Here is a 14027-nt window from a genome sequence, read left to right as displayed (position 1 = left end):
TTTAGCTGAGCCCGGTGCCGTGCACGGCGAACGGTTCGATGGCGGCGATCTCCTCGTCGGTCAACGCCGGCGCGTCGAGGGCGGCGACGGTCTGCTCCAGCTGCCCGACGCTACTCGCGCCGACGAGCACACTGGTCACCGACTGCTGGCGCAGGATCCAGGTCACGGCAAGCTGGGCCAGGGTCTGGCCGCGTTCGACCGCGATCGCGTTCAGGCCGCGGACACGGTCGAGGTAGCTGTCGGTGAGCACGTCCTCGGAGAGGAACCGGCTCGTCGCGACCCGCGAGTCGGCGGGGACGCTTCCGGAGAGGTACCGGTCGGTCAGGAGCCCCTGGGCCAGGGGGGAGAAGCAGATGCTGCCCACGCCGAGTTCGTCGAGCACCGGGAACAGCCCGTCTTCGATGTGACGGTCGAACATCGAATAGCGCGGCTGGTGGATCAGCAGCGGAACGTTGTGCTCGGCCAGCGCGGCGGCAGCGGCCCTGGTCTGCTCAGGCGTATAGCTGGAAATCCCCACGTAGAGGGCCTTGCCCTGTTGCACGGCCGAGGCCAGGGCACCCATCGTCTCCTCGATCGGTGTCTCCGGGTCGGGGCGGTGGGAGTAGAAGATGTCCACATAGTCGAGCCCGAGCCGGCCCAAACTGGCATCGAGCGACGAGAGAAGGTACTTGCGTGAACCGAAATCGCCATACGGTCCCGGCCACATGTCGTAACCGGCCTTGCTGGAAATGATCATTTCATCGCGGTACGCACGGAAATCCTCCGCGAAGATCCGGCCGAAGTTGGTTTCGGCGGAGCCGGGGGGCGGGCCGTAGTTGTTGGCCAGGTCGAAGTGGGTCACTCCGAGGTCGAAAGCCCGGCGCAGGATGGCCCGCTGGGTGTCGATCGAACGTTCGTGGCCGAAATTGTGCCACAGTCCGAGGGACAGGGCCGGAAGCTTGAGCCCGCTCCGTCCGGTGCGGCGATAGGTCATCTCGGAATAGCGGTTCTCAGCGGCAACGAAGGTCATGTGGTTACTCTAGGTCCGTGCAAACTTTTGTGGTCGCAGGTGGATGTTTCTGGTGTCTCGATGCCGTGTATCGGGTGCTTCGCGGGGTTACCGACGTCGTGTCGGGTTATACGGGGGGAGCAACGCCCGATCCCGACTATGAGTCGGTGTGTACCGGACGAACCGGTCACGCCGAGGCCATCGCGGTGACCTTCGACCCCGAGATCATTCCGGCCGGCGTCATCCTCGATGTTTTCTTCACCCTGCACGACCCGACTCAGCTGAACCGTCAGGGCGCCGACGTGGGGACGCAGTACCGGTCCGCCATGTTCTACGTCGACGAAGACCAGAGGCAGCTCTTCGAAACGGCGCGCACCCGGGCCGCCGAATGGTGGGGAGAGGGCATCGTCACGACGATTGAGCCGCTCGGTGAGTACTTCGTGGCCGAGGACTACCACCAGGACTTTTTCGCCAAGAACCCCGGCCAGGGGTACTGCATGGCCGTTGCTCTTCCCAAGGTGAACAAGATCCGCAAGTCGTACGCCCAGTACCTCCTTCCCTAACCCTCCACAGGCGGCACCAGCGCCTGTGCGCGCACCGAAACGAGGAACCATCTCGCCCCGGTGCCCAGTGATCGCACACTCGGAGCACGTGGACCGGGAGTGACCGAGACAGGCACGAGCGGTTACTCCCGGGTCGCGTGCGCCGGGCGGTTGCCCGGCGTCCGAGCGCGCAAGGAGAGCACCGTGAGCGACATCATCACCGTGACCGGGATCGTGGCGACAACACCACGCCACCTCGTGACCAGTTCCGGGCTCGCCATCTCGTCGTTCCGGCTGGCCTCAGGCCAGCGCAGGTTCGACCGGACCAAGCAGACCTGGGTGGACGCGGAGACGAATTGGTACACGGTCTCGACCTTCCGCCAGTTGGCCCACAACGTGGTGCGGTCGATTCGGCGGGGCGAACACGTCCTCGTGGCCGGTCGGCTGCGTGTGCGCGATTGGCACAACGCCGACAAGAACGGCACCGCCATCGAAATCGAAGCGGACAGCGTTGGCCACGACCTGACCTGGTGCACCACGACATACCAACGGATGACGCCCTCGCCCGGCCGCATTCCCGACGAGACCGTGGAGCCTCCGGTGGGGACTTCCGCGGGGGAGGAAGCCGACCTGGCGACCCTGGACTCCTAGGGTTGCTCGCGCCTGCGGCCACCCGACGGGCGCCGTGCAGCGGCTCCCCGGTGTTGGGTCGGGGCCACACGGCAAATAGACTGGTAAGCACTATGGCCGAATTTATTTACTCGATGGTCCGCGCACGCAAGGCGGTTGGCGACAAGCTCATCCTCGACGATGTGACAATGTCCTTTTTCCCCGGCGCCAAAATTGGCGTGGTCGGGCCGAACGGAGCCGGAAAGTCCACGATCCTCAAGATCATGGCCGGCCTCGACACTCCGAGCAACGGTGAAGCGAAGCTCTCGCCCGGGTACAGCGTCGGCATCCTGATGCAGGAGCCGGAGCTGGACGAAACCAAGACGGTGCTCGAGAACGTGCAGGAAGGCGTTGGACCGATCAAGGCCAAGGTCGACCGGTTCAACGAGATCAGCCTCGCCCTCGCGGAGCCGGACGCCGACTTCGACGCCCTCCTGGCCGAGATGGGCACGTTGCAGGAAGCCATTGACGCCGCGGACGCCTGGGACCTTGATTCCCAGCTCGAACAGGCCATGGACGCCCTCCGCACCCCGCCAGGCGACTCCGCGGTCGCCGAGCTCTCCGGCGGTGAGAAGCGCCGGGTGGCGCTGACCAAGCTTTTGCTGCAGAAGCCCGACCTGCTCCTCCTCGACGAACCCACTAACCACCTCGACGCCGAGAGCGTGCTCTGGCTCGAACAGCACCTCGCCCAGTACCCGGGCGCCGTGCTCGCCGTCACTCACGACCGGTACTTCCTCGACCACGTGGCCGAGTGGATCGCCGAAGTCGACCGCGGCCACCTGTACCCCTACGAGGGCAACTACTCGACCTACCTCGAGAAGAAGCAGGAACGACTGCTGATCGCGGGCAAGAAGGACGCGAAGATGGCCAAGCGCCTCGCGGACGAGCTCGAATGGGTGCGGTCGAACGCCAAGGGACGCCAGGCCAAGTCCAAGGCGCGTCTCGCCCGGTACGAGGAAATGGCCGCGGCGGCGGAGAGCACCCGCAAGCTCGACTTCGAAGAAATTCAGATCCCGGTCGGCCCGCGCCTCGGCGCCCAGGTCATCGACGCGAAGAAGCTTCAGAAGGGCTTCGGCGATCGCGTCCTCATCGACGGCCTGTCCTTCACTCTCCCGCGCAACGGCATCGTCGGCATCATCGGCCCGAACGGTGTCGGTAAGACGACACTGTTCAAGACCATCGTCGGCAAGGAACCGCTCGACGGCGGCGAGCTCAAGATCGGTGAGACGGTCGCGATCTCCTACGTCGACCAGGACCGCACCGGCATCGACCCGAACAAGACGCTGTGGGAGGTCGTCTCCGACGGCCAGGACTACATCCAGGTCGGCAAGACCGAGATCCCGTCTCGCGCCTACGTCTCCACCTTCGGGTTCAAGGGACCGGACCAGCAGAAGAAGGCCGGCGTACTCTCCGGTGGAGAGCGCAACCGCCTTAACCTGGCCCTCACCCTCAAGCAGGGCGGCAACCTGCTTCTGCTCGACGAGCCCACCAACGACCTGGACGTTGAAACCCTGGGGTCGCTCGAGAACGCGCTGCTCGAATTCCCCGGCTGCGCGGTGGTGATCACTCACGACCGGTGGTTCCTCGACCGGATCGCGACCCACATCCTCTCCTACGAGGGCACCGACGAGAACCCGGCGAACTGGTATTGGTTCGAGGGGAACTTCGAGTCCTACGAGCAGAACAAGATCGAACGCCTCGGCCCGGATGCCGCGAAGCCGCACCGTTCCGCCTACCGCAAGCTCACCCGCGACTAGGACTTCGATGAAGCTGCATGTGCCGATCCGGCTGCGTTGGTCCGATCTGGACGCCTACGGTCATGTCAACAACGCCGAGTTGCTGCGCCTCCTCGAGGAGGCGCGCATCCAGGCGTTCTGGCTTGACGATGACGCGACCGAAACGGCCCTCGGCGCGGGCACCGCGGTTCTCGACGGGCGCCCCGGTGCGGCGACGTTGACCCTGATCGGCCGTCTCGAGGCGGAGTACCTCGCCCCGATTCCCTACCTTCGCCAGCCGGTCGTCGTACGGCTCTGGCTCGGCAAGATCGGTGGCGCGAGCCTTGAGATCTGCTACGAGGTCTGGGGCCCGGACGGGGTTGTGCCCGCGGTGCTGTACGCGCAGGCGAGTACCACGATGGTGCTCGTCGATGCGGCCACCGAGCGGCCACGGAAGATCAATGCGGCCGAGCGCGACGCCTGGACCCCCTACCTGGACGAGCCGATCAGGTTCACCCGGCGGGCATCCGTTCCGGAGGCCTGACCCGGCGTTCGCGCGGGCGAACCCTAACCGGCGATGACCGCGTCGCCGTCGATCGATACCGGAACCGATACCAGCGGGCTCGGTGCGGGGCCGGCGAGCACCGCCCCGGTCATGGCGTCGAACTTCGAGCCGTGGCACGGGCAATCGAATTCCTTGCCGACGGGCTTGACCCGGCAGCCCTTGTGGGTGCATGCCGCGTTGAACGCGACGAGCGTGCCGGCGCTGGGCTGGCTGACCAGGATCGCCGTGCCGTTGAGTGACGCCTCGACCGAGCCGCCGACCGGGATGTCGGCGAGCTTGGCGACCTCGGTCGGGGCGCTCTGGCCGTTCTTCGCCCCGTCACCGGCGGCGGGGCCGGTGCTGCAGCCGACCAGCGCGACGGCGGTGCCGGCGCCGCCGATCAGGAGGGCGGCGCGGCGGGACAGGCCCGTGGCGTTTTCGCCTGAGATCGGGGTGGAGGTGGTCATGGTTCTCCTCGAGCGAGTCGGCGACTGAATGGGTTTGCCAGGGCGATGCTACGCACTTCGGCTGGGTCCCGGCAGCGAACTGCTACTCGGCGTTCGTCGGCACGCGCAGCATGCCCTCCTGGGCGACCGTGGCCAGGAGCAGGCCGGACCGGCTGAAGATGCTGGCCGTCGACAGCCCTCGGCCGCCCTGTGCCGACGGGGAATCCTGCACGTACAGCATCCACTCGTCGGCGCGCCCGAAGCGGTGGAACCACATGGCGTGGTCGAGGCTCGCTACCTTGAGACCGGGAGTGGCCCAGGCAATTCCGTGGCGGCGCATGATCGGTTCCATGATCGAGTAATCGCTGGCGTAGGCCAATGCCGCGCGGTGCAGGTCCGGGTCGTCCGGCAGGGGGCCGAGTGTCTTCATCCACACGGCCTGGCGGGACGTGTGCTCGCCGTCCACCGTGAGGTAGATCGGCGACGGAACATGTCGCATGTCAAATGGGCGCTCGCTCGCCCAGTAGCGTGCGATCGAGTGGTCGACCGTTTCGAGCGACTGCGCAGCCGTCGGCAGTGACTCCGGGTCGGGCAGGTCGGTGGGCATCTCGATGTGGTGTTCGAGTCCCTCGTCCTCGTCCTGGAACGAGGCGATCATCGACAGGATCGGCCGGCCATCCTGGTAGGCCTGGGTGCGGCGGGTGGCGAATGAACGCCCGTCGTGGATCCGTTCGACGGAGAACGTGATCGGCTGGCCGACATCGCCGGGGCGCAGGAAGTAGCCGTGCATCGAGTGCACGTGCCGGTCGTCCGGCACCGTGCGCATCGCGGCGACGAGCGACTGGGCGAGAACCTGGCCGCCGAAGACGCGGCCGAGCGGCATCCACTGCGACGGCCCGGTGAAGATGTCCTCGCTCGTGCGGGCGCCCGTATCGGTGAGGTCGAGAGCGGTCAGGAGACCGTCCATTGGCTCGTCCATGTTGGCCTCCTCAGGCGCGGAAAGGGGGGTCGGTGTGAGCCCCGGCGTACCTTGGTAGTTTAGAAGCAGATGGCCAAGTCATTTTCTCTCACAGATTCCCTTTCCCTCAGCGACCTTCAGGTATACCTCTCGCGCGCCAGTCGGGTGGAGGACGGTTCGGTGCGCCTGATTTCGGCGGCCGGCGTGCTCGCCGTGTACACGGCGATCCTGTATCCGCGCGGCCTCCTCGACGCCAGCCCGACCGTGCTCGGACTGCGCACCTTCGCGCTGACCGCTCCGGTTGAGCTGGACGCGGTCGTGCCGGTGCGATCGCTGCTCGACCGGCTGGCCCGGCTCGTCGCGGCCGTGACCGACCCGGCAGCTCCGGTCACCGTGACCGTGCCGCTCGAGGTGACCACCGTGACCTGGGCCGGGATCTCCCCACCCAAGGGCGGCTGGACCGCCCTGGGCGAAACGGATGCCGCCCTGCTGCAGACGTCGGCGGACGCCGGCATCGAGGAGGTCGCCGCGGTCATCCCGACCGGAACGGGCGGCCAGATCGTGCAGCGGGTGCGTTCCGAGGTCTGGGGTCGGCCGATCCCCGGCCTGGAGATCGTGCCGAGCGGCGCCGCCTTCGCCGCGGTCAGTCTCGGCTTTCTGCCGCAGGACGAGCCCGTGCGCCTCTTCGAGACGGGCCCGTGGACCCGGCTGAGCACCAGCCGCGGACACATTCTCGTGCGCCGCAAGCCCTGGTCGCTCCGCGCCTAGGTCGGCCGGAGGCTGAGTTTCGGAGAAAGCACCCTCCCGATCCGTCGGGAGGTGCTTTCTCCGCGACTCAAGCGGAAGTCGTCGACAAGAGGGCGGCCCAGACATCCGCGCGGGCATGAAACGTGCTCAGGTCGCGGGAGAGGAGCTGCTCCGCCTGGTCGATTCGCGCGCGAACGGTGTGTCGGTGAACCCCGAGCACGTCGGCGGCCGGCCCGAACTGGCCGTTCTGCTCGAGCCAGACCCGCAGCGTATTCAGCAGCGCCGTCCCGTGAGCCGCATCGTGGCTGCTCAGGGGCTGGAGGGCCGCGCGGCCGACCTCTGAGGCATCCGTCCTGGCCAGGAAGGCCAGCACGCCCTGCCGGGAGATCAGATCGAAGGCCACGATTCCCGGTTCGCCCTCGTGCGCACGCTCCAGGGCCTGGCGGGCCTGGCTGAGTGCCCGGGGGAGCGAGCGATACTCGGCCGGGTCGGAGACTCCCACGTGCAGGCCGAAACCGACGAGGTCGCCGAGCAGAGGGCCGGCGGTGGAGTCGAGGCAGACGACGACGGTGCCGCCGACCCGGGCGAAGAACACGTGCCCCGCGTGTTCCTCGACCCGCAGCTCGAGGAACTCGGTGACGGCGTCCAGACGTTCGGGCGGCGGGTCGGTCACCGCGATCCGCGCCGGTTCGTCGGGGAAGGCGCCCCAGAGTTCGGTGGAGATCGTGCGCGCCAGCTCGACCTGCCCGCCGAGGAGCGCCTGCAGCAGCCCCGACCGAAGGTGGCCGCGGGCCCGGCCGAGCGCGGTGTTCTGCTCGAGGGAGAGCCCGGCGAGGGCGATGACGCTCGTCACCACCTCCTGGCCGGCCTGGTCGAGCGGCGTGCGGCCGCCGAGCGCGAGCACGCCGCGGAGCTGGTCCCGCCGGCCGAGCGTCTGCAGGTTGAGCGTCTCGTCGCCGTCGTCGACCGTGAGGCTCGCGCGCTGGCCGCGGCGCAGCATCCGCTCGGCCTCGTGCCGCGCCCGGTCAAGGGAACCCCGGGGGGCGGATGCGGCGGTGAACGCATCCCGCGGGAAGACCCGGTTGAGTGCCCCGCTCTGGTCAAAAAGGGCCACCCAGTGGCCGAGCTGGCGGGACAACTCGCTCAGGGTGGCGCTGAGTCCGTCGGGGCGGAGCGCCGCGAGCGAGATGGCCCGCTGGGCGCCCAGCGTCCAGGTGTCCCTGGCGAAGCGCAGGTCGGCGACCAGATCGCCGGCAGTGCGCGCGACGGCGATGAACGGAGTGCCGTACGGAACCTCGACCAGCGGGATGCCCCTGGCCAGGCAGGCGGCGACGAGGCCGTCGGGCGTGCCGTCGCGGATGACCTCGGTGCCGAAGCCGAGGCAGGCGATGCCGAGGTCGGCCAGCCGGTCGACATAGCCGGTGTAGAAGGCATCCATCGTCGCGTCCGTGGTGAACTGGCGGCCCGTGGTGAGTAGCATCTGGCTGGCCGAGAGGAACGGGGTCGGGTCCGGCAGATCGGAGCTGTGCACCCAGTCGACGGGTTGATCAAGCGCCCCGGCGGGGAGGTCGGCCTCCTGGGTCAGCAGGCGCAGGTTCAGGTCGGTCTGGGCGAGGAGACGGCGCAGGGGAGGCAGCAACGGCGGGGCCACGGATGGAGACATGCGACGAGTGTACAGCGTGGCGAAAGATTGGCATGGTGTTGTACAAGGTGGCAGTCTCGGCGTGGGGTCGGGCTGCATAGCATTGCGCAATTGGCATCGTCGCCGGAACCGCGTCGATGCACCTGTGTCGCAGAACTGGAGCCGCCATGACCGTCGTCGAAACCCCCACCCTGTCCACCGTGCCGCTCGGCGGACCGAGCCTTCCGCAGGAGCGCCGCCTGGTGACGAACATCCCCGGCCCGAAATCACAGGCCCTGCAGGCGCGCAAGGCGCAGGCCGTCTCCGCCGGCGTCGGCGTCACCCTCCCCGTCTACATCGTCGCGGCCGGCGGCGGCGTGCTCGTCGACGTCGACGGGAACTCGCTGATCGACCTCGGCAGCGGCATCGCCGTCACCGGTGTCGGCAACAGTGCGCCCCAGGTGGTCGAGGCCGTCGCCGCACAGCTGGCCCAGTTCACCCACACCTGCTTCACCGTTGCCCCCTACGACTCCTACATCGAGGTCGCCGAGACCCTGAACCGACTCACCCCCGGCGATCACGCCAAGCGAAGCGCCCTGTTCAACTCCGGGGCCGAGGCGGTCGAGAACGCCGTCAAGATCGCCAGGCACTACACCGGCAAGCAGGCCGTCGTCGCCTTCGACCACGCCTATCACGGCCGCACCACGCTGACCATGGGGCTGACCGCCAAGAACCAGCCGTACAAGAACGGGTTCGGCCCGTTCGCCGCCGAGCTCTACCGCGCGCCGATGTCCTACCCCTACCGCGACGGCGGCGTTGACGGCGTGGCCGCGGCCCAGCGTGCCATCTCCCAGATCGAGAAGCAGATCGGCGCCGACAACCTCGCCGCGGTGATCATCGAACCGATCCAGGGTGAGGGCGGCTTCATCGTGCCCGCCGAGGGCTTCCTGCCCACCCTCGTCGCGTGGTGCAGCGCCAACAAGGTCGTCTTCATCGCCGACGAGGTGCAGACCGGCTTCGCCCGCACCGGCGACATGTTCGCGAGCAACCACGAGGGCATCGTGCCAGACCTGATGGTCATGGCCAAGGGGATCGCCGGCGGCCTGCCGCTCTCCGCGGTCACCGGTCGCGCCGAAATCATGGACTCCCCGCAGGTCGGGGGCATCGGCGGCACCTACGGCGGCAACCCGCTCGCCTGCGCCGCGGCCCTCGCGACCATGGCCGCGTACGAGTCCGAGAACCTGGTCGGTCGGGCCAGGGAGATCGGCGCGATCCTGACCGGCCGGCTGAACGCCATCCAGGCCGAGGACAAGCGGGTCGGTGACGTGCGCGGTCGCGGAGCCATGATCGCGATCGAAGTCGTCGACGCCGTGACCGGCGAACCGGATGCCGCTCTCACCGGCCGCGTCGTCGCCGCCGCCCACGCGCAGGGCGTCATCCTGCTCACCTGCGGTACCTATGGCAATGTGATCCGTTTCCTGCCTCCGCTGAGCATCCCCGACGCGCTGCTGATCGAGGGCGTGCAGGTTCTCCAGGACGCGCTGGCCTTGGCATGACCCTCCTCGAGGCCGCGCCGATGCGGGCCATCGCAACCCCGATCGCGACTCCGCTGGACGATGCCCGCTCCCAGCTGGCCAGCGCGATCGACGTGCTCGGCTACGGGAGTGGTCTGCAGTCCCTGCTGTCCACGCCGCGCCGCGAGATGACCGTGGCCGTGCCGCTCCGCCGGGACGACGGCAGCACCAGCCTGTTCACCGGTTACCGGGTGCAGCACAACCTCTCCCGCGGCCCGGCCAAGGGCGGCCTGCGTTACAGCCCCGGCGTGACCCTCGACGAGGTGCGCGCCCTCGCGATGTGGATGACCTGGAAGTGCGCCCTGATCGACGTGCCGTTCGGTGGAGCGAAGGGCGGGGTCACCATCGACCCCCGCCAGTTCTCCCAGGCGGAGCTCGAGCGCGTCACCCGGCGCTACACGAGCGAGATCCTGCCGATCATCGGGCCGGAGAAGGACATCCCCGCCCCGGACATGGGGACGGACGAACGCACCATGGCCTGGATCATGGACACCTACTCCGTCAACGTCGGCTACACCGTTCCCGGCATCGTGACCGGCAAACCGATCAGCCTGGGCGGGTCGCATGGCCGCGCCAGCGCCACCTCCCGCGGGGTCACCCACATCGCCCTCGCGGCGCTCCGGCACCGCGGCATCAGCCAGCACGGCGCCACCGCGGCGGTGCAGGGCTTCGGCAAGGTCGGCCACGACGCCGCGGTGTTCCTCACCGACGCCGGGGTGCGCGTCGTCGCCGTCAGCGATCAGTACGGCGCCGTCTACAACCGGAACGGCCTGGACTTCACCCGGCTCAGCGCATACGTCGCCGCCACCGGGCGGGTCGTCGGCTATGACGGGGCGGAGCCGTTGGACGGCGACGCCCTGCTCGAGCTTCCCGTGGACCTGCTCGTGCCGGCCGCCGTCGAAGGCGTGCTGCACGAGGGTAACGCCGCCAGGGTCAGCGCCCGGATCATCGTCGAGGGCGCGAACGGCCCGACCTCGCCCGCGGCCGACCGGATCTTTTCCGAGAACGGTCAGTTGGTCGTTCCCGACATCCTCGCCAACGCCGGAGGGGTGCTGGTCTCCTATTTCGAATGGGTGCAGGGCAACCAGGCCTATTGGTGGAACGCCGACGAGGTCGAGCACAAGCTGGAAGAGCGGATGCTCGGCGCCTGGCAGCAGGTTGTGGAGTATGCCGCGGCCAGGGACCTCTCCCTGCGCGCCGCCGCGACCGTGCTCGCGGTCGAGCGGGTCGCGGAGGCCCACCTCCTTCGCGGCCTGTACCCCTAACCGGCATCGAGCCGCCTTCTCCGATCGATCGACAGAAACCCATGAGCGAGAACCCAGTGAAAGAGACCATCGTGTCCAACCGTGAAACCGACCTGCTCGCCCGCGTCCCCGACGGGCTCTACATCAACGGGGTCTGGCAGTCAGGCGGCGGCGACCCGATCGAGGTCACCGACCCGGCGACCGGGCTGGTGCTGAAACGGATCGCCAATGCGGATGCCGCCGACGGCATCCGCGCCCTCGACGCCGCGGTCGACGCGAGCGCGAGCTGGGCGGCGACCGCCCCACGCGTGCGCGCCGAGATTCTGCGTCGCGCCTTCGACCTGCTGCAGGAGCGCCGCGACGACTTCGCCCTGCTCATGACGATGGAGATGGGCAAGCCGCTCGCCGAGGCGAACGGCGAGGTCAGCTACGGTGGCGAGTTCCTGCGCTGGTTCAGCGAGGAGGCAGTGCGGATCAGCGGCCGCTACGGGCTCAACCCGGAGGGCACGGGAACAACCGTCGTCTCGCAGCACCCAGTCGGCCCGTGCCTGCTGATCACGCCGTGGAACTTCCCGCTGGCCATGGCCACTCGCAAAATCGCCCCGGCCCTCGCCGCCGGCTGCACTGTCGTGATCAAGCCGGCCGAACTCACCCCGCTGACCACGCTCTACTTCGCGCAGCTGCTCGAGGACGCCGGGGTCCCGGCCGGGGTGGTCAACGTGATCACGACCAGCGAGTCCTCCGCGGTGGCCGGCCCGATCATCGCCGACCCGCGCCTCCGCAAACTCAGCTTCACCGGGTCGACGCCGGTCGGCCGGAAGCTGATCCAGCAGGCCGCCCAGGGCGTGCTGCGCACCTCGATGGAACTCGGCGGCAACGCCCCGTTCGTCGTCTTCGAGGACGCGGACCTGGACAAGGCCGTCGACGGGGCGATGCTCGCCAAGTTCCGCAACATCGGCCAGGCCTGCACCGCGGCGAACCGGTTCATCGTGCACGAGTCCATCGCGGCCGAGTTCGCCCGCCGGCTGACCATTCGGGTCGCCGCCCTCAAGATCGGGCGCGGCACAGACTCGGGCGTCACGATCGGGCCGCTCGTCAACGAGGCCGCAGTGGCGAGCACCGACGCGCTCGTGCGGGATGCCGTGACCCGGGGAGCGACGCTGCTCGCCGGCGGCGTGCGACCGGACGGGCCCGGTTCGTTCTACGAGCCGACAGTGCTCACCGGGGTCGCGCCGGGCAGCGCGATCCTGCACGAGGAGATCTTCGGCCCGGTCGTCGGCATCGTCACGTTCGCCGACGAGGACGAGGCCGTGCGCCTGGCCAACTCCACCGAGTACGGACTGATCGGCTACGTTTTCACCAGGGACCTCGCCAGGGGGCACCGGATGATCGGCAGACTGGAGACCGGAATGATGGGTCTCAACACGGGGCTGGTCTCCAACGCCGCCGCGCCGTTCGGCGGCGTCAAGCAGTCCGGCCTCGGCCGCGAGGGTGGTCTCGAGGGAATCCACGAGTACCTCTCGACGAAGTACACCCTCATCCCGGTCTCCTGACCCCGATCGAGCCTCGATTGACCAACGAACACTGCACGGGAGCACAAAATGACCACGATTGAACGGGACATTGTCATCATCGGTGCCGGAGTATCCGGCCTCACCGCGGCGACGGAGCTGCGCAAGGCGGGCCTCACCGTCGCCGTGCTCGAGGCCAGGGACCGGGTCGGCGGCCGACTCTGGACCGACGACGTCGAGGGCGCCATGCTCGAAATCGGCGGCCAGTGGGTCTCGCCCGACCAGGACGCGCTCAAGGAAACGATCGCCGAACTGGGCCTCGAGACCTTCGCCAGATACCGCACGGGCGAGAACGTGTACATCAATGGCCAGGGCGAACGCACCCTGTTCGAGGGCGAGATCTTCCCGGTGTCGACCGAGACGGAGGGGGAGATTCTCCGCCTGATCACGCTCCTCGACGGTCTTGTGGCTCAGACGGACCCCGACCGCCCGTGGACCCACCCGCGCGCCAAGGAGCTCGATGAGATCTCATTCGGGGCCTGGCTGGAGGGCGAGACCGACGATCAGGAGGCCCGCGACAACATCGGCATGTACATTGCCGGCGCCATGCTGACCAAGCCGGCTTACGCGTTCTCGACGCTGCAGGCGCTGCTGATGGCGGCCAGCGCCGGCAGCTTCAGCAACCTTGTGGACGCGGACTTCATTCTCGACGAGCGGGTCATCGGCGGCCTCCAGCAGGTACCGATCCTCCTCGCCGAACGACTCGGAGACGACGTTCACCTGGGTCAGGCCGTGCGCACCCTGCGCTGGAGCGAGCGAGGGGTCGTCGCCGTCACCGACGACCTCGAAGTGCACGCCCGCCGGGTGATCGTGGCCGTGCCTCCCGTTCTCTACAGCCGGATCTCCTTCGAACCAGCGCTGCCGCGTCGCCAGCAGCAGCTGCACCAGCACCTCTCGATGGGTTTCGTGATCAAGGTGCACGCGGTCTACGAGACCCCGTTCTGGCGTGAGGACGGCCTCTCCGGAACCGCCTTCAGCCCCTACGAGCTCGTGCACGAGGCCTACGACAACACGAACTTCGGCGACTCCCGCGGCACGTTCGTCGGCTTCGTGTCCGACGAGGCCGCCGACGAGGTGTTCACGCTCACGCCGGAGGAACGGAAGACCCGCATCCTCACCTCGCTCTCGCACTACTTCGGCGAGAAGGCGCTGTCGCCGGTCGTCTACTACGAGAGCGACTGGGGCACCGAGGAATGGACCCGCGGTGCCTATGCGGCCAGCTTCGACCTGGGCGGCCTGGCCCGGTACGGCGCCGACCTGCGCACCCCCGTCGGGCCGATCTCGTTCTCCTGCAGTGACCTGGCCGGCAAGGGCTACCAGCACGTGGACGGCGCCATCCGGATGGGTCGGGAGACCGCGGCGGCGATCGTCGCGTCGGTAGAGCACGCCTAGCCGCGCTCGCCTGGCC

General features: G+C 68.4%; 13 protein-coding genes. 9 read left to right on the top strand and 4 right to left on the bottom strand.

Going from position 1 to position 14027, the window contains the following annotated elements; translation table 11 throughout:
• Window position 1: 1 nt before the first annotated feature.
• On the bottom strand, window positions 2-1009 hold the full coding sequence (gene mgrA / locus QMG61_RS12100) for an L-glyceraldehyde 3-phosphate reductase (RefSeq protein ID WP_283494579.1): 1008 nt from the start codon (window positions 1007-1009) through the stop codon (window positions 2-4).
• A gap of 17 nt (window positions 1010-1026) precedes the next feature.
• Here mgrA and msrA point away from each other — a divergent pair, with 17 nt between their 5' ends.
• The 4 genes from msrA to QMG61_RS12080 all read left to right on the top strand — a co-directional run bounded on the left by msrA (window position 1027) and on the right by QMG61_RS12080 (window position 4458).
• On the top strand, window positions 1027-1551 hold the full coding sequence (gene msrA, locus QMG61_RS12095) for a peptide-methionine (S)-S-oxide reductase MsrA (RefSeq protein WP_283494578.1): 525 nt from the start codon (window positions 1027-1029) through the stop codon (window positions 1549-1551).
• A 183-nt stretch (window positions 1552-1734) separates the two neighbouring features.
• Window positions 1735-2181 (top strand): single-stranded DNA-binding protein, encoded by a 447-nt coding sequence (locus QMG61_RS12090; protein ID WP_283494577.1) that lies wholly within the window; start codon window positions 1735-1737, stop codon window positions 2179-2181.
• Between the two features lie 92 nt (window positions 2182-2273).
• Window positions 2274-3956: an energy-dependent translational throttle protein EttA gene (gene ettA / locus QMG61_RS12085; RefSeq protein WP_283494576.1), complete on the top strand. Its 1683-nt coding sequence runs from the start codon at window positions 2274-2276 to the stop codon at window positions 3954-3956.
• A 7-nt stretch (window positions 3957-3963) separates the two neighbouring features.
• On the top strand, window positions 3964-4458 hold the full coding sequence (locus QMG61_RS12080; protein WP_283494575.1) for an acyl-CoA thioesterase: 495 nt from the start codon (window positions 3964-3966) through the stop codon (window positions 4456-4458).
• Window positions 4459-4481: 23 nt separating this feature from the next.
• On the opposite strand, the gene QMG61_RS12075 is transcribed toward QMG61_RS12080, so the two are convergent.
• Both QMG61_RS12075 and QMG61_RS12070 read right to left on the bottom strand, forming a co-directional pair.
• Window positions 4482-4925, bottom strand: a complete 444-nt coding sequence (locus tag QMG61_RS12075; RefSeq protein ID WP_283494574.1) for a QcrA and Rieske domain-containing protein — start codon at window positions 4923-4925, stop codon at window positions 4482-4484.
• 82 nt (window positions 4926-5007) lie between these two features.
• Complete coding sequence (locus tag QMG61_RS12070) at window positions 5008-5883, bottom strand: acyl-CoA thioesterase (RefSeq protein WP_283494573.1); 876 nt, start codon at window positions 5881-5883, stop codon at window positions 5008-5010.
• A gap of 69 nt (window positions 5884-5952) precedes the next feature.
• Between QMG61_RS12070 and QMG61_RS12065 the strand changes: the two genes are divergently transcribed.
• A complete protein-coding gene (locus tag QMG61_RS12065; protein ID WP_283494572.1) occupies window positions 5953-6630 on the top strand; it encodes a DUF8185 domain-containing protein in 678 nt (225 codons plus the stop codon).
• Window positions 6631-6697: 67 nt separating this feature from the next.
• Here the strand turns inward: QMG61_RS12065 and QMG61_RS12060 are convergent, their stop codons facing one another.
• Window positions 6698-8272 carry a PucR family transcriptional regulator gene (locus tag QMG61_RS12060; RefSeq protein ID WP_283494571.1) on the bottom strand — a complete coding sequence of 525 codons (1575 nt, stop codon included), beginning with the start codon at window positions 8270-8272 and terminating at the stop codon, window positions 6698-6700.
• Between the two features lie 146 nt (window positions 8273-8418).
• Between QMG61_RS12060 and gabT the strand changes: the two genes are divergently transcribed.
• Genes gabT through QMG61_RS12040 form a run of 4 tightly spaced genes read left to right on the top strand, consistent with a single transcriptional unit; the run spans window position 8419 to window position 14011 of the window.
• Window positions 8419-9786, top strand: coding sequence for a 4-aminobutyrate--2-oxoglutarate transaminase (gabT, locus tag QMG61_RS12055; RefSeq protein ID WP_283494570.1), 1368 nt, complete (start codon window positions 8419-8421; stop codon window positions 9784-9786).
• On the top strand, window positions 9783-11069 hold the full coding sequence (locus tag QMG61_RS12050; protein ID WP_283494569.1) for a Glu/Leu/Phe/Val family dehydrogenase: 1287 nt from the start codon (window positions 9783-9785) through the stop codon (window positions 11067-11069). The genes gabT and QMG61_RS12050 overlap by 4 nt, the downstream gene beginning before the upstream one ends.
• A gap of 41 nt (window positions 11070-11110) precedes the next feature.
• Complete coding sequence (locus QMG61_RS12045; RefSeq protein ID WP_283494568.1) at window positions 11111-12601, top strand: NAD-dependent succinate-semialdehyde dehydrogenase; 1491 nt, start codon at window positions 11111-11113, stop codon at window positions 12599-12601.
• A 48-nt stretch (window positions 12602-12649) separates the two neighbouring features.
• Entirely contained in the window at window positions 12650-14011 is a 1362-nt protein-coding gene (locus tag QMG61_RS12040) for a flavin monoamine oxidase family protein (RefSeq protein ID WP_283494567.1), read from the top strand.
• Window positions 14012-14027 lie beyond the last annotated feature (16 nt).

Origin of the sequence: Cryobacterium sp. PH31-AA6 (genome assembly GCF_030063195.1) — a bacterium.
Taxonomy (GTDB): domain Bacteria; phylum Actinomycetota; class Actinomycetes; order Actinomycetales; family Microbacteriaceae; genus Cryobacterium.
Note: the sequence above shows the minus strand (reverse complement) of the source record. Positions and strands in the feature narration are given on the sequence as shown.